17 protein-coding genes are annotated in these 15,564 nt (G+C 73.7%); 11 read left to right on the top strand and 6 right to left on the bottom strand.

Going from position 1 to position 15,564, the window contains the following annotated elements; all coding sequences use genetic code 11:
• Positions 1-4: 4 nt before the first annotated feature.
• Genes DLJ47_RS13600 through DLJ47_RS13585 form a run of 5 tightly spaced genes read left to right on the top strand, consistent with a single transcriptional unit; the run spans position 5 to position 2,893 of the window.
• On the top strand, positions 5-574 hold the full coding sequence (locus DLJ47_RS13600) for a MauE/DoxX family redox-associated membrane protein (RefSeq protein ID WP_109900378.1): 570 nt from the start codon (positions 5-7) through the stop codon (positions 572-574).
• Positions 571-1,128 (top strand): hypothetical protein, encoded by a 558-nt coding sequence (locus DLJ47_RS13595; RefSeq protein WP_199235830.1) that lies wholly within the window; start codon positions 571-573, stop codon positions 1,126-1,128. Before DLJ47_RS13600 ends, DLJ47_RS13595 begins: the two co-directional genes overlap by 4 nt.
• On the top strand, positions 1,125-2,135 hold the full coding sequence (locus DLJ47_RS13590; RefSeq protein WP_199235829.1) for a peptidoglycan-binding domain-containing protein: 1,011 nt from the start codon (positions 1,125-1,127) through the stop codon (positions 2,133-2,135). Before DLJ47_RS13595 ends, DLJ47_RS13590 begins: the two co-directional genes overlap by 4 nt.
• 23 nt (positions 2,136-2,158) lie before the next feature.
• Positions 2,159-2,308 carry a hypothetical protein gene (locus DLJ47_RS36270; protein ID WP_199235828.1) on the top strand — a complete coding sequence of 50 codons (150 nt, stop codon included), beginning with the start codon at positions 2,159-2,161 and terminating at the stop codon, positions 2,306-2,308.
• Between the two features lie 60 nt (positions 2,309-2,368).
• Positions 2,369-2,893: a hypothetical protein gene (locus DLJ47_RS13585; protein ID WP_199235827.1), complete on the top strand. Its 525-nt coding sequence runs from the start codon at positions 2,369-2,371 to the stop codon at positions 2,891-2,893.
• Positions 2,894-3,080: 187 nt separating this feature from the next.
• On the opposite strand, the gene DLJ47_RS13580 is transcribed toward DLJ47_RS13585, so the two are convergent.
• Together DLJ47_RS13580 and DLJ47_RS13575 are read right to left on the bottom strand one after the other, a co-directional pair.
• The gene (locus DLJ47_RS13580; protein WP_446723560.1) at positions 3,081-4,319 is read right to left on the bottom strand and encodes a glycoside hydrolase domain-containing protein; all 1,239 of its coding nucleotides are present in this window, start codon (positions 4,317-4,319) and stop codon (positions 3,081-3,083) included.
• A gap of 571 nt (positions 4,320-4,890) precedes the next feature.
• A complete protein-coding gene (locus DLJ47_RS13575) occupies positions 4,891-5,193 on the bottom strand; it encodes a BON domain-containing protein (protein ID WP_109900376.1) in 303 nt (100 codons plus the stop codon).
• A gap of 370 nt (positions 5,194-5,563) precedes the next feature.
• On the opposite strand from DLJ47_RS13575, the gene DLJ47_RS13570 reads away from it, so the two are divergent.
• The 6 genes from DLJ47_RS13570 (at position 5,564) to DLJ47_RS13545 (ending at position 11,752) form a co-directional block, all read left to right on the top strand.
• Complete coding sequence (locus DLJ47_RS13570) at positions 5,564-6,337, top strand: (Fe-S)-binding protein (protein WP_109900375.1); 774 nt, start codon at positions 5,564-5,566, stop codon at positions 6,335-6,337.
• A gap of 17 nt (positions 6,338-6,354) precedes the next feature.
• Positions 6,355-7,776, top strand: coding sequence for a LutB/LldF family L-lactate oxidation iron-sulfur protein (locus DLJ47_RS13565; RefSeq protein ID WP_109900496.1), 1,422 nt, complete (start codon positions 6,355-6,357; stop codon positions 7,774-7,776).
• Positions 7,773-8,477: a LutC/YkgG family protein gene (locus tag DLJ47_RS13560; protein ID WP_109900497.1), complete on the top strand. Its 705-nt coding sequence runs from the start codon at positions 7,773-7,775 to the stop codon at positions 8,475-8,477. The genes DLJ47_RS13565 and DLJ47_RS13560 overlap by 4 nt, the downstream gene beginning before the upstream one ends.
• Positions 8,478-8,639: 162 nt before the next feature.
• On the top strand, positions 8,640-9,272 hold the full coding sequence (locus DLJ47_RS13555) for a CG0192-related protein (RefSeq protein WP_109900374.1): 633 nt from the start codon (positions 8,640-8,642) through the stop codon (positions 9,270-9,272).
• 424 nt (positions 9,273-9,696) lie between these two features.
• Positions 9,697-11,280, top strand: a complete 1,584-nt coding sequence (locus DLJ47_RS13550; protein WP_109900373.1) for a DHA2 family efflux MFS transporter permease subunit — start codon at positions 9,697-9,699, stop codon at positions 11,278-11,280.
• 169 nt (positions 11,281-11,449) lie between these two features.
• Entirely contained in the window at positions 11,450-11,752 is a 303-nt protein-coding gene (locus DLJ47_RS13545) for a GNAT family N-acetyltransferase (RefSeq protein ID WP_109900372.1), read from the top strand.
• A gap of 32 nt (positions 11,753-11,784) precedes the next feature.
• Here the strand turns inward: DLJ47_RS13545 and DLJ47_RS13540 are convergent, their stop codons facing one another.
• The 4 genes from DLJ47_RS13540 to DLJ47_RS13525 all read right to left on the bottom strand — a co-directional run bounded on the left by DLJ47_RS13540 (position 11,785) and on the right by DLJ47_RS13525 (position 15,518).
• The gene (locus tag DLJ47_RS13540) at positions 11,785-12,396 is read right to left on the bottom strand and encodes a maleylpyruvate isomerase N-terminal domain-containing protein (protein WP_109900371.1); all 612 of its coding nucleotides are present in this window, start codon (positions 12,394-12,396) and stop codon (positions 11,785-11,787) included.
• 154 nt (positions 12,397-12,550) lie between these two features.
• Positions 12,551-13,567 carry a zinc-binding dehydrogenase gene (locus DLJ47_RS13535; RefSeq protein ID WP_109900370.1) on the bottom strand — a complete coding sequence of 339 codons (1,017 nt, stop codon included), beginning with the start codon at positions 13,565-13,567 and terminating at the stop codon, positions 12,551-12,553.
• 47 nt (positions 13,568-13,614) lie between these two features.
• On the bottom strand, positions 13,615-13,980 hold the full coding sequence (locus tag DLJ47_RS13530; protein WP_109900369.1) for a MerR family transcriptional regulator: 366 nt from the start codon (positions 13,978-13,980) through the stop codon (positions 13,615-13,617).
• A 272-nt stretch (positions 13,981-14,252) separates the two neighbouring features.
• Positions 14,253-15,518: an MFS transporter gene (locus tag DLJ47_RS13525; RefSeq protein ID WP_109900368.1), complete on the bottom strand. Its 1,266-nt coding sequence runs from the start codon at positions 15,516-15,518 to the stop codon at positions 14,253-14,255.
• Positions 15,519-15,564 lie beyond the last annotated feature (46 nt).

Raw genomic sequence — 15,564 nt, 5'->3', positions numbered from 1 at the left:
CGCCGTGTCAGCCCTGGTCGCCGGCGTCGGGGCGTACACCGTGCTGCTCACCCTGCTGCTCGCGGCCGGTGAGCACCTCTCGAAGCCGGCGGCGCTGTCGGCGGCGCTGGCCGCCCAGCGGGTGGTCCCCGCCCCGTCCGTCGTCGCGGCGGCGGTGATCGCGGCCGAGGGCCTGCTCGGCGTGGCCGGGGTCGCCGCCCTGCTCCGCGACGACGGCGGCCCGTTGCTCGGCCTGGTGCTGGCCGGCGGCGCCGCGCTGTTCACCACGTACGCGGGCTACGGCTGGTACGTACGGTCGACCGGGCGGACCGTCCCCTGCGGCTGCTCCCGGGTGGAGCAGCCGATGACCGGCTGGGTGGTGGCGCGCGCGGCCGTCCTCGCCGGCCTGGCCCTGACCGGGTCGCTGCTGTCCGGGGCGGTCGTGCCGCTGGGGCGCCCCGACACCGTGCTGCTGATCGTGCTGCTCGCCGCTGCCACGTTCACCGCGCTGCTGGCCCACCTGCCCGCCGCCATGCACGACCCGACCCCGGATCAGCCGCCCGCTCGGGTGGGACGAGGAGGCGTACCCGGATGAGTTTCCAGACCAGCGCGCTGATCCTGAGCTGGATCGCGATCCTGCTGCTGGCCCTCGTGGTGTCCGGCCTGGTCCGGCAGGTGCACGCGCTGACCAGCGGCACCGCCGGCCGTCCCGGGTCGGTCGGCCTGCGCCCCGGCGCACCGGCGCCCGGGTTCCGCGACCTGGCGCCGCCCTCGCCGGCCACCCTGGTCCTGCTCTTCCTGGACAGCGGCTGCGCCACCTGCGAACAACTGCTCGACGAGGTCGCCGAACGGGCACCGCGCGGCGACGTCGCGCTCCGGGTGCTCTACCGGAACGCCGCCCCGGCCGGCGCGGCCGACGTGCCGGTCACCGTCCTCGGCGAGCAGGCGGAACTGTTCGACCGGTACGACGCGATCGCCACCCCGTTCGCGGTCGTGGTCGACGCGACCGGACGTGTCCGGCGATCCGAACCGGTCGGCTCCCGGTCGGCCCTGCGGCACCTGCTCGATGGGGTCGACCAGGTGGACCAGCCGTCCGGCGGCGCCCCCGGGCCGGCCGTCCACCAGATCCAGCCGGGAGGTGCGCGGTGATCACTCTCGATGCCGTGCCCGCGCTGCGCGGCACGGACCCGGGCACCGGCGCCGCGCCCCGGCGACGGCCGGCGGCGAGCCGGCCCAGGGGGCGCCTCGGCACGTCCTGGGCGCTGTCCCGCCGTACGCTGCTGCAGGCCGGCACGGCGGTGGGGATGGCCGCGCTCAGCGTCTTCCCGGCCGCCCGCCGCGCCTACGCCGACGGCTACGACATCTACGGCAGTTGCCCGTCGTACGCCGCCGACCAGAACTGTTCCCCCGGCTGCGGGCCGAGCCCGATCTTCGCCGCGGCGTGCAACACCAGCGGGACGTACGCGGGTTTCCACCGCAACGACGGCACGACCTGGAAGCTGCGGCCGAACCAGTGCTACGCCGGCACGTACGACGGTTGGCTGTGGCGCTACCAGGGCGCCTGCGGAGCCTGCGCCTGCTCCGTGGAGCGCCGCTGCCACGACGGGTACCGCAAGACCAGTTCGGGCTGGGTCAGGTCGATCTGCCGGTGGAACACCGACTGCGGGTGCCTCACCACGGTCGCCTGGCCCAGCACCCGCCGCGGCCAGTCCGGCCCGAACGTCTACGCGGTGCAACACCTGCTCAAGGCGCGGGGCTACGCCACAACCGTGGACGGGGTGTTCGGCAGCGGCACCGAGAGCAGGGTCAAGCAGTTCCAGACGGCCAACGGCCTCACGGCGAGCGGCGTGGTCGACGCCCGGACCTGGCCGTTGCTGGTGTTCACCGTGTCCAGCCGGGGGATCACGGTACGCAAGACGGTCGGCACCGGCGGCCGGCCCGGCTCCGTGATCGTCGTGCACTACCCGTACAGCGGCGACGTGGTCCGCGCCGTGCAGCGGCAACTGAACAAACACGCGCACGGGCTGACCGTCGACGGGGTCTTCGGGTCGGCGACCGACGCCGCGGTGCGCGACTTCCAGCGGCAGAACGGGCTCACCGTCGACGGCATCGTCGGTGAGAGCACCTGGCGTACGTTGACCGGCGGGGCCGGGTGACCGGTCCGCCGCCCGTACGCCCGGTGTCCACGCTGCGGCGCTGGGCCACCGACCCCCTGGTGCCGGTGCCGCTGCTGGCCGCCGGCGCGACCGTCGCCGCCGCGTACGGGCACGTGCTCACCTGGGCGGTGCTCGGCGGGCTGGCCGGCTACACGCTCTCCGGCTCGGTCTGAACCCGCAACAGCGCGTACGCGCTGGGCTCGCCCGGGCGGCGGGATCGGAATCCACAGGGCGTGCTGCTCGCCCTGTTCGTGCTGGGGCTGCTCGGCGGCGGCCTGCTCAGCGGGGTGGTCCTCGGGCTGCTCTCCGGGCTGTCGAGCCCGCTGCCGCCGCCCTGGCGGTACGCGGCCATCGTGGCGGTGGCCCTGCTGGGCCTGCTCCGGGAGACCCGGGTGGTCACCATCCCGTTGCCGCAGAACGCCCGCCAGGTGCCGCAGGACGTGCTGCGCCGCAACCCGCGGCGGGGTGCGCTGCGGTTCGGCTTCGAACTCGGCACCGGGGTGCGGACCTACCTCTCGGCCACCGCCCCGTACGTGCTCGCGGCCGCGGTCCTGCTCGGCGGCCAGCGGCTGCTGGTCGCCGTGCTCGCCGGGGTGGGTTTCGGCGCCGGGCGCGCCGCCACGCCGCTGCTGCGCCGCGCCTCCGGAGCCGTCGAGGGCTGGGACGCCGACCTGACGGCCCGACTCCGCCTGGTCACCGTCACCGGCTGCGCCGCGTTCGTGGTCGCCTCCGGCCTGCTCCTCCTGCACCAGATGTAGCCGCGGGCGCCATTCGTAGCTTCCCGGGCCGGATCGACCCGGGGCGCCTGCGGTGCGGACCCGGGGGGTGTCACCGGCCCGGCCCGGGTCGGCGCCGCGCCGCCGGGCCCGCCGAGAGTTCCCGCGCCGACCCGTCGACAGGTCGGTGAACCTGCCGGCGGGTCGGCGCGGGTGGGTGCGCTCGCGGTCAGACCCGGGTGATCCGGACCGCGTCGGCGATGACGTAGCCGGTGCCGCTGGTCCACCGGCTCACGCCCACCTTGTCGCCGTCGCCCGCGGCCAACGTGAACACGCCGAGCGACACCCATTGGCCGCCGCCCTGCCGCTGGTTCACCCGGACCGTCTGGTTACCGGTGGTGGTGGACACGATGTACGGGGTGGAGTCGTTGTAGCCGGCGTCGGCCGGATACCAGACCGAGACCTGGTAGCTGCCGGTCTCCGGCAGGTTCGCCCGGTACCAGGCGACGTCGCTGGCCGCGGTCGGCGTGGCGAACCGGTAGTCGGTGCCGAACCGCTGGCCGGAGTACGTCGACGTGCCCCAGTTCGCGCTCGCGGTGAACCGGCCCGCGGTGGTGTTGTCGATCGTGACGGTGAAGTCCTGCGGTGGCTCGGTGGTGCCGGTCGACACGTCGAGGTAGTCCCGGTCGATGTAGATCCGGACGCCGCCCCAGGTCTCGTAGCTGTCCCCGGTGTACTGGTGGATGCGCTGGTGGTTGGCGTAGTACCCGTCCGGGCAGTAGTCGCCGGCGTCGGTGTCCGCCACGCCGTTCCACCAGCCGAAGAAGAGGTGGTCGACCCGGGTGTAGCGGGTGTCGTGGTAGGCGCCGCAGAGGTCGCGGACGCCGGAGGAGCCGCTGGAGTACATGCCCGAGAGGTAACCGAGCGTGTGGAGCCGCTCGGTCCAGCCGGAGAGGTACGACAGCACGGCGGCCTTGCACGACTCGCTCGACGGGTAGTGCTCGATGTCGTTGTAGATCACGCTGCCGGCGGGGATGCCCAACGCCTGGGCCGCGTTCACCGCGCTCGTCGCCCGGCTCGCCCCCTCGGACCGGGCCGTGGCCGGGTCGTACGACATCTTCGGCGTACGGGTGCCGCACGGCGCCTGCTTGTCGAGTTCGATGGGGATGAGGTGCCAGCCGGCGTTGGTCTGGTTGGTCACCCAGGTGGCGGTCAGGTTGGGCTGGGCGCAGGAGCGGCTGGAACCGCTGATGTAGATGCCGACGGCGCGGTAGGGCGAGGCGTTGCGCCAGGTGTTCATCGTCGACTGCGCCGGGGCGGTGCAGGTGTCGAAGCCCTTGCCGAGGTAGCTGCCCGGCTGCGGGCCGGCTGCCGCCAACGGCGTCACCGTGGCGGGCCGCGCGGTGGCGCGGACGGCGTCCAGCGACACTGGCGCGGCGCCCGGGCCGAGGCGGGCGGCGGCCAGGATCCGCCGGACCGCCGGCTCGGTCTCGGGCGTGTGGAAGGCGGTGACGAGTACGCCGGCGTCGGGCACCGCGATCCGGACGGATCCGTCCCGGGACACCAGGGGAGCCACGGTCGCCCTGCCGGCGGGCGCGACGGCGGTCTCGGCGGTGAGGTGTTCGGCGGTGACGGTGTCGATCGGCTCGACGAGCAGCCCCGCCGTACGCCCGGCGGGTCCGTCGGGGCACCAGGGCTCGGCGCCCGGATGGCCGAGGTAGACCGTGGGCCGGTCGAACCGGACGCACGCGTGGGGATCGGTGGACAGGTCGACGACCTGCCAGTCGGCGGGCACCGGAACCCGGTAGCCCCGGTAGTCGACGGCCCGGTCGGTGGGGGTCGCCCAGGTCGGTGTGGCCGCCACCGCCAGGCCGACGACGGCGGCGGTGAGGCTGGCCATGATCCTGCTATTTCTCATCGGAGCCTCTCTGCGGGAAAATCCTTCGCGCGCATTGGCTGTTCTGGCAGATTCCTACCATCCCCGGAGGGCCAGCGCTAGAGATAGGCTTCGATGGGATCAGCCGACGGGGGCCGCTACGTCACGGGCCTGCGGCTCGGCCGCCCCGCCGGATGGAGATCCGGAGCGTGTTGCACACGTCGTAGACGCCGGGCACGTCCCAGGCCAGCTCGCCGGCGACCTGACGGACGTCGGGATCGGCCACGGTCCCGCTGAGTATCACCACCCGGTTCTGCACGGTCACCACGATCTGCTGCCGGCGGGTGGTCCAGTCGATACTCAGCCGCTGCGCCACCAGGGCGGCGAGCCGCAGGTCCTCGGTCTGCTCCGCCGGTTCACTGGCGTGGAACGAAGGGTCGTCGGGAATCGGCCAGGGCAGCACCATCGATCCTCCGGTGGCGTCGGCGGGTGGACTGGTCGGTGGCGGCTGACCGGGTCCGGCGCCCCGACCGGACCGGCCGGGGCACGGGCTGGCTCGGACCGCCTCGTGCTCGCCCACCACCGTCGGCCAGGATCGTGGAGGCGATCACGCGGTTGCACGACAGTTGTGTGACAAACCCCGGGCGCGAGTCCCAGTCGCCCGGCCCGGCGGCACGTCACGGATGGTCCCCGGCGGCGTTGCGGGCGGGGTGGCGATCTGATCGAATGATCGCGGTGGCGGTTCGCCGGATCCGACCCCGACGGGTGTTCCGACGCGCCGGGTGCCGTGCGTACGGGCGGGCCGGGACCGTCCGGGGCGTGATGGGCGGGTGACGATGCGGGTCGCGCTGATGGTGACGTGCCTGGCTGACACGCTGTTCCCCGCCGCGGCCACGGCGACCGTGCGGCTGCTGGAACGGCTCGGCCACGAGGTGGTCTTCCCGCCCGAGCAGACCTGCTGCGGGCAGATGCACATCAACACCGGCTACCTGGCCGACGCGCTGCCGCTGGTGCGGCGCCACGTGCGCACCTTCGACCCGTACGACGTGGTGGTGGCGCCGTCGGGCTCCTGCGTGGGATCGGTGCGGCACCAGCACACCATGGTGGCCCGGCGAGCGGGCGACGAGCGGCTGGCCGGCCGGGCGGAGTCGGTGGCGCGGCGTACCCACGAGCTGTCCGAGTTCCTGGTCGACGTGCTCGGCGTGACCGACTTGGGCGCGTACTACCCGCACCGGGTGACGTACCACCCGACGTGTCACTCGCTGCGCATGCTTCGGGTGGGCGACCGGCCGCTGCGGCTGCTGCGGCAGGTGCGGGGGCTGGACCTGGTGGAGTTGCCGCAGGCGGAGCAGTGCTGCGGCTTCGGCGGCACCTTCGCGGTGAAGAACGCGGACACCTCGACCGCGATGCTCGCGGACAAGCTCCGCCACGTCCTCGCCACCGGGGCCGAGGTCTGCACCGCCGGGGACTCCTCGTGCCTGATGCACATCGGCGGCGGGCTGTCCCGGCTGCGGGCCGGGGTGCGCACGGTGCACCTGGCGGAGATCCTCGCCGCGACCGAGGCGGCCGGCGCCGCCGGCGACCCGACGCGGACGGGGGTGCGGGCGTGAGCCGTACCTTCCTCGGCATGCCGGCGACCGCCCCGCGGGGCGTCGGGCACCTGCGCGGCGACGAGCCGTTCCCGGCCGCGGCCCGGCGCGCGCTCGCCGACGCGCAGCTGCGCCGCAACCTCGGGCACGCCACCACCACGATCCGCGCCAAGTCCGGCGCGGTCATCGGCGAGCTGCCCGACTGGGAGCAGCTGCGCGCGGCCGGCTCGGCGATCAAGGCTGACGTGCTGGCCCGCCTGCCGGAGCTGCTCGAACAGCTGGAGGCGGCGGTCACCGCCGCCGGCGGGACGGTGCACTGGGCGGCCGACGCGGTGGCGGCGAACCGCATCGTCACCGACCTGGTGGCGGCAACCGGCAGCGACCGGGTCATCAAGGTCAAGTCGATGGCCACCCAGGAGATCGGACTGAACGAGGCGCTGGCCGCCGCCGGGATCACCGCGGTGGAGACCGACCTCGCGGAGCTGATCGTGCAGCTGGGGGAGGACCGGCCGAGCCACATCCTGGTGCCGGCCATCCACCGCAACCGGGCCGAGATCCGGGAGATCTTCCTGCGCGCGATGCCGGGCGTCGACCCGGCGCTGACCGACGAGCCGGCGGCGCTCGCCGCCGCGGCCCGCCGCTACCTGCGCCAGACCTTCCTGACCACCCCGGTCGCCGTCTCCGGCGCCAACTTCGCCGTCGCCGAGACCGGCACCCTCGCGGTGGTGGAGTCCGAGGGCAACGGGCGGATGTGCCTCACCCTGCCGGAGACCCTGATCACCGTGATGGGTATCGAGAAGGTCGTCCCCACCTGGCGGGACCTGGAGGTCTTCCTGCAACTGCTGCCCCGGGCGTCGACCGGGGAGCGGATGAACCCGTACACCTCGATGTGGACCGGCGTCACTCCGGGCGACGGTCCGCAAGCGTTCCACCTCGTGCTGCTCGACAACGGCCGCAGCGCGGTGCTCGCCGACGAGGTGGGTCGGCAGGCGCTGCACTGCATCCGCTGCTCGGCCTGCCTCAACGTCTGCCCGGTCTACCAGCGCACCGGCGGGCACGCCTACGGGTCGGTCTACCCGGGGCCGATCGGGGCGGTGCTGTCGCCCCAGCTCACCGGCGTCGAGGACAATGCCTCCCTGCCGTACGCGTCGTCGCTCTGCGGCGCCTGCTACGACGCCTGCCCGGTGAAGATCAACATTCCGGAGCTGCTGGTCCACCTGCGCGCCGAACACGTCGCCGCCCAGCGCCGGCCGACCGCCGAGTCGGTGGCGATGGCCGCCGCCGCGTACGCGATGGACCACCCGGCGCTGTACGCGGCCGCGCAGCGCGCCGCGCGGCTCACCCGCCTGGCCGGCCGCCGCGGTCGCGGGCTGCCCCCGCCGCTGTCCGGCTGGACGATCGGCCGGGACCTGCCGGAACCGCCCGCGCGGTCGTTCCGGGACTGGTGGGCGCGGCGATGAACGCGCGCGATCTGGTCCTCGGCCGGCTCCGCTCCGCCCTCGGCCCCGAACCCGCCGGCCCCGCCGAGGTGCCCCGGGAGTACCGGCTGGCCGGTCGGCCCGCCGACGTCGACCTGCTGGCGCACCGGCTGGTCGACTACCGGGCCACCGTGCACCGGTGCGCCGACGGCGAGGTGGCGCGGGTCGTCGACGACATCCTCGGCGGCCGGCGGGTGGTCGTCCCACCCGGACTGCCCCGGCGGTGGCTGCCCGCCACGGTCGAGGCGGTGACCGACGACCGGCTCGGCACCGAGCAGCTCGCCGCCGTCGACGGGGTGGTCACCGCGGCCGCCGTGGCCGTCGCCGAGACCGGCACGATCGTCCTCGACGGCGCGCCCGACCAGGGCCGGCGGATCATCACGCTCCTGCCCGACGTGCACGTCTGCGTGCTGCGCGCCGACCAGGTGGTCGCCGGGCTGCCGGACGCCGTCGGCCGGCTCGACCCGCGCCGGCCACTGACCTGGATCAGCGGACCCTCCGCCACCAGCGACATCGAACTCGACCGGGTGGAGGGCGTGCACGGCCCGCGCAACCTGCACGTGGTCATCCTGCCCCCGACGCCGGACCCCGCACCGGATCCGGCGGCGGACGCGGCGGTGGATCCGGCGACGGACGCCGCCCCGGACCCGGCGACGGACTCGGCCCCGGATCCGGCGGCGTAGCTGGCGGCGGACGGCGGTGGATCCGGCGACGGACTCGGCCCCGGACCCGGCGACGTAGCCGGCGACGGACGCCCGGATCCGGCGGCCCGGCGGTCGAGGCAGGCCCGAACCGGCGAGACGGCGGCGCGACCAACACCCCCGCCGACGGCTACGATCTTGCGCATGGCGTTGCTGCACCGGGCGACACTGCGCCCCTCGAAGGTGGAACTGCTGGCGGCGTGGCTGCCAGGCCGCGACTGGTTCCGGGGGGACGCCGGCGCGGACCTGGAACGGGTGGCCGCCTACCGGTTCGACGACCCGGCCGGTGCGGTCGGCATCGAGACGATGCTGGTGCGGGCGGGGAACGGCCCGGTCCACCAGGTGCCACTCACCTACCGCGGCGCGCCGCTGGACGGCGCCGAGCGCTGGCTCGTCGGCACCACCGAGCACTCGGTGCTCGGCCCGCGCTGGGTCTACGACGCGGCCGGTGACCCGGTCTACGCCGCGGCGCTGGCCGCCGCCGTCCTCGCCGGCACCGGTCAGGCCGAGGAGTACTTCGAGGTCGACGGCCGCCGGGAGCCGCGCGAGCCGAGCATGGTGATCGGCACGAGCGGAGCCCGACCGGCCGCGGTGCCCGCCGTCGGGACGGTCCGGGACGTCGTCGCCGGCGACCCGACCGTCATCGTCACCGACACCGTCGAACTCGCCGTCCTCCGCCGCCTCGGCGGCGGCACCGCGCCGGGCGGCACCGCGCTGACCGGTAGCTGGAGCGGCCAGCCCACCCCGCTGCCGCTCGCGTACGCCTCGTTGCGCTGACGCCGCGAGCGGTCCGCCGCCGCGGTGACGGCGATCGCGTCGAGATCGTGCCGGTCCCGGTCGTGGCGGCGTTCACCGGGACCGTGACCTTGGTCACCGGCTGGCCGGCGGCGCCGTGCCCGACCCGCGCCGACGAGCGATCCTCGCGGTCGGCATCGCGTCGCTGCTCAGCCTTCCGACCAGGCGGGTCGGCGGCGTCGGCGGGCCACGCGGGCCGGCTGGTGCCCGCCCCGCCCTGGTCCGTTCGGTGCGGCGGAGAAGGAGTGACGTCGACCTCGACCGCCGGAAACTCGGAAGCCGTTTGTCGGTGCCGCTCGTTAGTCTGCCTGCCGGACATCGCTCCGTCCGTCACAGCGCGCGCGCCGCACCCGGCCCGGCGCCCGGCCGGCCGCCGCCGGCCCTCAACGGGGATTCAGGAGACTTCGTGACACAGCAATCCATCGCGACTTCCGACAAGCTCGACGCCGCGGTTCTCAAGGTGGCCGGTGTGGTCGTGCTCGGCGCGATCATGTCGATCCTCGACGTGACGGTGGTCAGCGTCGCCCTGCCGACCTTCCAGCGCGAGTTCGGCGCGACCTACGCCGAGGTCGCCTGGACGATGACCGCCTACACCCTCGCCCTGGCCACGGTGATCCCGCTCAGCGGCTGGGCGGCCGACCGGTTCGGCACCAAGCGGCTCTACATGATCGCGTTGGCGCTGTTCACGATCGGGTCGGGGCTGTGTGCCACCGCCGACACGATCGGCCAGCTGATCGGCTACCGCGTGCTCCAGGGCCTCGGTGGCGGCATGCTGATGCCGCTGGGCATGACGATCATGACCCGGGCGGCCGGACCGCACCGGATCGGCCGGCTGATGGCCGTCCTCGGCATCCCGATGCTGCTCGGCCCGATCGGCGGCCCGATCCTCGGCGGCTGGCTCATCGACACGGCGAGCTGGCACTGGATCTTCCTGATCAACCTGCCGATCGGCGTCGTCGGCCTGATCTACGCCCAGCTGGCGCTGCCGAAGGACGCCCCCGAGCCGTCCGAGTCGTTCGACTTCGTCGGCATGCTGATGCTCTCGCCGGGTCTCGCGCTGTTCCTCTACGGCGTCTCCACGCTGCCCGAGGCCGGCACCTTCGCCGACACCGAGGTGTGGGCGCCCATGCTGGTCGGCGGCGCGCTCGTCATCGCCTTCGTGCGCTACTCGTTCAAGCCCAAGCACCCGCTGCTCGACCTGCGACTGTTCACCAACCGCAACCTGACCGTCGCGACGGTGGCGCTGTTCGTGTTCATCATCGCGTTCATGGGCGCCGGCCTGCTGTTCCCGAGCTACTTCCTGCAGATCCGCGGCGAGTCGACCCTGGCCGCCGGCCTGCTGATGGCGCCGCAGGGCATCGGCGCGATGGTGACGATGCCGATCGCCGGCACGCTGGCCGACCGGGTGCCCGTCGGCCGTACGGTGCCGTTCGCGCTCGCGCTCATCGCCGCCGGGTTCTTCACCTTCACCCAGGTCGACCCGCACACCTCGTACTGGCTGCTGTGCGGGTCGCTGTTCGTGATGGGCCTGGGCATGGGCGGCACGATGATGCCGATCATGACCTCGGCATTGAAGACCCTGCACGCCAGCGAGGTGGCCCGCGGTTCCACGCTGGTCAACATCCTGCAGCAGATCGGCGGGTCGGTCGGCGCCGCGGTGATGTCGGTGATCCTCACCAACGAGCTGAACGGCTCCCGGGTGATCCCGGGCGCCATCGGCCCGGACGGCGAGCCGCTGACCGAGGCGGGCCTCGCCATCGGCGTCCAGCAGCAGCCGGAGCTGGCCCAGCAGTTCCCGGTCGACCCGTCGCTGATCGAGCGCGGCCTCGACTTCGCCGCCAGTTCCTTCGCCACCACGTTCACCGTCGCGTTCGTGCTGGTGCTGCTCACCTTCGGCGCGGTGGCGTTCCTGCCGCGCCGGCGGGAGCCGTCGCAGCTGCTCGACGGGGGGCCGGGCGACGAGGCGAAGACGCCGGTCGTCATCCACTGACCCACGGTCGGGCCGTCGGGGCGCGTCCCCGGCGGCCCGACGGCGTCGGCGGGTGGCGTGCGAGGGCGGTCGACCGCGAGCGCGCGGCGACGAGCCGGGCCGGTGCGGTCGGCCGCCGACGGCCACCACGTCGAACGCCCGCCCGGGGCGGCCGTGGTTGGATGGCGGCATGCAGTTCACCGTGACAGACGTGCCGGAGCGGGAGCGGTTCGAGGCCCGGGACGAGGCCGGGGCGCTGGCCGGCCTGGTCACCTACCAGCTGACCGGCGCCATCATCGCCTACACGCACACCGAGGTCGACGCGGCGTTCGAGGGCCAGGGGGTCGGATCGACCCTGGCCCGCGCGGTGATGGACGACGCCCGGGCCAAGGGCCGGACGGTGGTGCCGATCTGCCCGTTCCTCAGCGAATGGCTGGGCAAGCATCCCGAGTACGACAGCGTCGTGGCCCGGTCGACCCGCAAGGTGAAGTAGCCCCGGCGGCCCGGCCCGCCGGGGCCCCTGGCTCAGAGCACCGAGAAATCCGCCGGCAGGCCCGCCCGGCCGGTGGCGGCGAGCAGCAGCGGCCCGGCGACGCCGTCGCCGATGGCGAGGTCGGCGACCACCCGCAGCGCCTGCGTCGCGGCGGTCGCCGGGACGTCCACCGGTACCCCGAGCGCGGTGGCGAGGTCGGCGGTGTGCACGGCGAGTTCGAACGTCCGGGTGGGCAGGTAGTCGGCGAGCCGCATGCCACCGGCGATCGTCGTGACGAGGGCGTCACCGTCCTGCGCGTCGACGATCGCGAGCACCCGTACGGCGATCTCCGCCACGGCGGTCGCGGGATCCGCGCCCAAGACCGCCCCGGCGGCCCGTCCGCGCTCGGCGACCCCCGGACCGGCGGCCACGGCTCGTATCGCCCGGTAGTAGTCGGCGGCGGAGCCGACCTCGACGGCGACGGCGGGACGGGCCAGGTACTCCTCGACCGTCAGCAGCGAACGGCTGGTGTGGCCGACCAGGGCGCGGACGTCCCACTCACCCAGGCCGGGCCGGTCCCACTGGTCGCCGACGAGGGCGGCGGTGCGGACGAACCACCCGGCGGCGTCGGCAAAGGCCTGACGCGAGTCGTCCCAGGGGAGCATGACCGCAGCCTAGCTGTACGAGGGCGGGGCGCTCCCACGCCAGTGCGCGGTCGCCGGACCGGCGGTTGACCTCCTGCCGCACGTCGGGTCGGTGGTGAACCATGCGGCCGACCTCCGGGGGCCGGCGGGGGCATCGTGGTGAGTCACAGGGTCTTCAGCGCCAGGGGTCGAGGGCGTGCTTGCCGCGGGTCTGACCGGCTTCGAGTCGCCGCAGCACCGCCGGCCCCTCGACCAGCGGGTGAACCTGAGGGGTACCCGGCGGGTACACGCCTTGAGCGATGAGTGCCTCGATCTCGGCGAGCAATCCCCGGTAGATGGACGGGGCCGCGGCCGCCAGGGCGCCGATGTGCAGGCCCTTGACCTGGACCTGGTGGGTGAATACCAGGTCGTGCGTGCTGAGGCTGGCGTCGCCGGAAGCGGCACCAAACACGACGACGCGTCCGGTGAAGGGTCTGGTGACCGACAGGCTGGCCTTGAACGTGGCGCGTCCCACCGACTCCAGGACCAGGTCCACACCGCCGGTCAGGCGGGTGATCTCCTCCGCCAGATCGGGGCGGCGGCTGTCCAGGACCTCGTCGGCGCCGAGCGCCGTGACGGTGGCGTGCTTGTCCGGTGACGCCGTGGCGATCACCCGCGCGCCGTAGTGGCGGGCGAGGCGGACAGCGGCCTGCCCCACGCCTCCGGCCGCGGCATGAACGAGCACCACGTCACCCGCCTTGACCTCGCCCAGCGGCTTCAGTGCCGCCAGTGCGGTTGCCCAATTCAGCACCAGGCCGAGAGCTTCGGCGTCGTTCCAGCCCGAGGGGACGGGGAGTGCACCCGCGGCCGGCATCGTCATGTACTGCGCGAAGGCGCCCGGTCCGGTGCCGACCACGCGGGTGCCGAGCTGGAGCGGGCGCTCGATGTCCGGCCCGACGCCCACGATCTCGCCGGCGGCTTCGAAGCCCGCCACGTAGGGTGCCTGGGGGCCTCCTCCGTAGGTGCCATAGCTCTGCATGACGTCCGCGAAGTTGACCCCGGCGGCGCCCACTCGGATCAGGTACTCGCCGGCCCCTGGGGTGGGACGACGCTGATCGGTCGTGAGGGTCAGATCCTTCGGCCCCCGACGCGACCGCTGGATGAGTGCCCGTACCGGCTGCCCGGCGCCGTTCCGCTGCTCGTCGATCTCCATGCGTCCGACCGTAGAAGTCTCACACTGACGTCAAGGTCAAGTCGCGGTCATCGGCCAGCCCGGCCAACGTCGCGCAGGTAACTGTCGAGGGCCGCCTGCTGATCGCTCAGGCTGGCGATGCGTGCGGCAAGCCGATCGCGATACCTCCGCACCTCCCGCAGGAACTCCGCACCCACCGCACCCGCGTCGGCGTCGGGTTCGGCAGCGAGACGGGGCAGGACATCCCTGATCAACCGCACCGGCAGCCCAGACTCCAGCAGCGAGCGGATGACGCGGACCCGGTCGATGGTGGACCGGCAATAGTCGCGGTATCCATTGCCGCACCGACCAGGGACGATCAGGCCCTCGTCCTCGTAGTACCGCAACGACCTGGCACTCACACCGCTGGCTCGGGAGGCTTCGCTGATCCTCATGCCCGCAACCAACGTTCGGGCGGTCCGCGAGCTTCCGATCCGCGCCGAAACGAAGCGAAGATCCCGTTCGGGCGTCCACGACCTCCTGTCCCGCGACACCTGACCGGTGGCTCGCGACCGGCCGCACACCCGGGCGTACGCCGAGGGCCTGCTCCACCGGCGGAGCAGGCCCTCGACGCGACGTCAGGCGACCGAGGCGTTCCCAGCAGCCGTGGTCGTCGTCGGGTGGCGCGACGACCACGACGGCCGCGTCCGTGGGCAGTCCGGCGGAACTACTTAGCGGTGCGCCGGGGGACGACCATCCTGGCGGGGTCGACCAGGGCGAGTCCGACCAGGCCGAGCGCCGGCAGCACGGTCAGCTGCCACAGCCCGGCGCCGGTCCAGCCGAGTCCGGCGACCAGCCGGGCGAAGAGCAGCCCGGAGAAGGCGGCGGCCACGTAGTAGGAGAGCATGAACAGGCCAGCGCCCCGCCCGACGTGTTCGGGACGCACCGCGCGCTGCATCGCGGTGGTGCAGTTGGTGAAGAGGAAGCCGCTGGCGAACGTGCCCATCAGGAAGGCGAGCGCGTACTGGGCCGGCGCCGAGGTCGCCACCTGGTAGGTGAAGAACGCGACGACCGACGTGGCGACGAAGGCGACGGCGAGCAGGTTGCGCTGGCTGACCCGGTCACCCAGCCAGCCGGCGGGCAGCGCCATCATCGCGCCGAAGCCGGAGCAGGACACGGCCAGGGCGGCCTGACCGGCGCTGAACCCGAGTTCCTCGCGCAGGAACGTGGGGTAGAGGCCGAGGAAGCCGTAGAACACCAGCCCGGACACCGCGCAGGCGACGCCGAGCCCCAGGGTGTTGCGGTTGTACGGGCTCGCCGGGACGTGGTCGAAGCTGCCCGCCGTCCGAGCGGCGGCGCCGGTGACGGCCTCGGTCATCCGCTTGTCGACGGTCGCGGCGATGAGCAGGCACATCAGCAGGCCGGCCGCCGCGAAGACGAAGAACGGCCCACGCCAGTCGCCCCACGCGGTGGCGATCCGCGTGCCGAGCAGCGGGCCGAGGAAGATGCCGGCGCCGAAGGCGACCCCGACGACGCCGGCGGCGACGGCGCGGCGGTGGAAGAAGAACGCGCCGATCACGGCGTAGAGCGCGGTGGCCTGCACGCCTTCGCCGATGCCGGAGACCAGCCGGTACGCGCTCATGTCGGCGAAGCCGGCGGCGAGCGGGATCGCCAGCGTGCCGAGCGAGTACACCAGCACGCTGATCAGGATGATCGTCTTACGGGACAACCGGTCGACGAGGTAACCGGCCGGCAGCCCGGCCAGCGCCAGCCCGAGGGTGAAGCCGGTCGCCAGCAGGCCACCCTGCTCCAGGGAGAACCCGAACTCCTGCCGGATCTCCGGCAGCAGCGGGTAGAAGATCTGCCGGTCCATCGCGTTGAGCATGTACGAGGCGCAGAGCACCGCGAAGCCGACGGCGACCGCGACCGGGGTCGGCGTGGTGGTGGGTCGGGCGACCGGGGGCTCGGTCGGTTCCTGGAGTGTCTCAGTCATGTCTTCCCTTCCGGGTCGCGGGGACTGCGCGTCGTCCCGCGGTGGG

Origin of the sequence: Micromonospora sp. S4605 (assembly GCF_003176715.1) — a bacterium.
Classification (GTDB): domain Bacteria; phylum Actinomycetota; class Actinomycetes; order Mycobacteriales; family Micromonosporaceae; genus Micromonospora; species Micromonospora echinaurantiaca.
This window is presented reverse-complemented; position numbering and strand designations above follow the sequence as displayed.

What these genes read in the sequence shown, in the direction of transcription:
- DLJ47_RS13530 (WP_109900369.1), bottom strand. Translation starts at nt 13,980, where the DNA reads ATGAGGATCAGCGAAGCCTCCCGAGCCAGCGGTGTGAGTGCCAGGTCG.
- DLJ47_RS13535 (WP_109900370.1), bottom strand. Translation starts at nt 13,567, where the DNA reads ATGGAGATCGACGAGCAGCGGAACGGCGCCGGGCAGCCGGTACGGGCA.
- DLJ47_RS13545 (WP_109900372.1), top strand. Translation starts at nt 11,450, where the DNA reads ATGCAGTTCACCGTGACAGACGTGCCGGAGCGGGAGCGGTTCGAGGCC.
- DLJ47_RS13525 (WP_109900368.1), bottom strand. Translation starts at nt 15,518, where the DNA reads ATGACTGAGACACTCCAGGAACCGACCGAGCCCCCGGTCGCCCGACCC.
- DLJ47_RS13555 (WP_109900374.1), top strand. Translation starts at nt 8,640, where the DNA reads ATGGCGTTGCTGCACCGGGCGACACTGCGCCCCTCGAAGGTGGAACTG.
- DLJ47_RS13560 (WP_109900497.1), top strand. Translation starts at nt 7,773, where the DNA reads ATGAACGCGCGCGATCTGGTCCTCGGCCGGCTCCGCTCCGCCCTCGGC.
- DLJ47_RS13540 (WP_109900371.1), bottom strand. Translation starts at nt 12,396, where the DNA reads ATGCTCCCCTGGGACGACTCGCGTCAGGCCTTTGCCGACGCCGCCGGG.
- DLJ47_RS13575 (WP_109900376.1), bottom strand. Translation starts at nt 5,193, where the DNA reads ATGGTGCTGCCCTGGCCGATTCCCGACGACCCTTCGTTCCACGCCAGT.
- DLJ47_RS13565 (WP_109900496.1), top strand. Translation starts at nt 6,355, where the DNA reads ATGCCGGCGACCGCCCCGCGGGGCGTCGGGCACCTGCGCGGCGACGAG.
- DLJ47_RS13570 (WP_109900375.1), top strand. Translation starts at nt 5,564, where the DNA reads ATGCGGGTCGCGCTGATGGTGACGTGCCTGGCTGACACGCTGTTCCCC.
- DLJ47_RS13595 (WP_199235830.1), top strand. Translation starts at nt 571, where the DNA reads ATGAGTTTCCAGACCAGCGCGCTGATCCTGAGCTGGATCGCGATCCTG.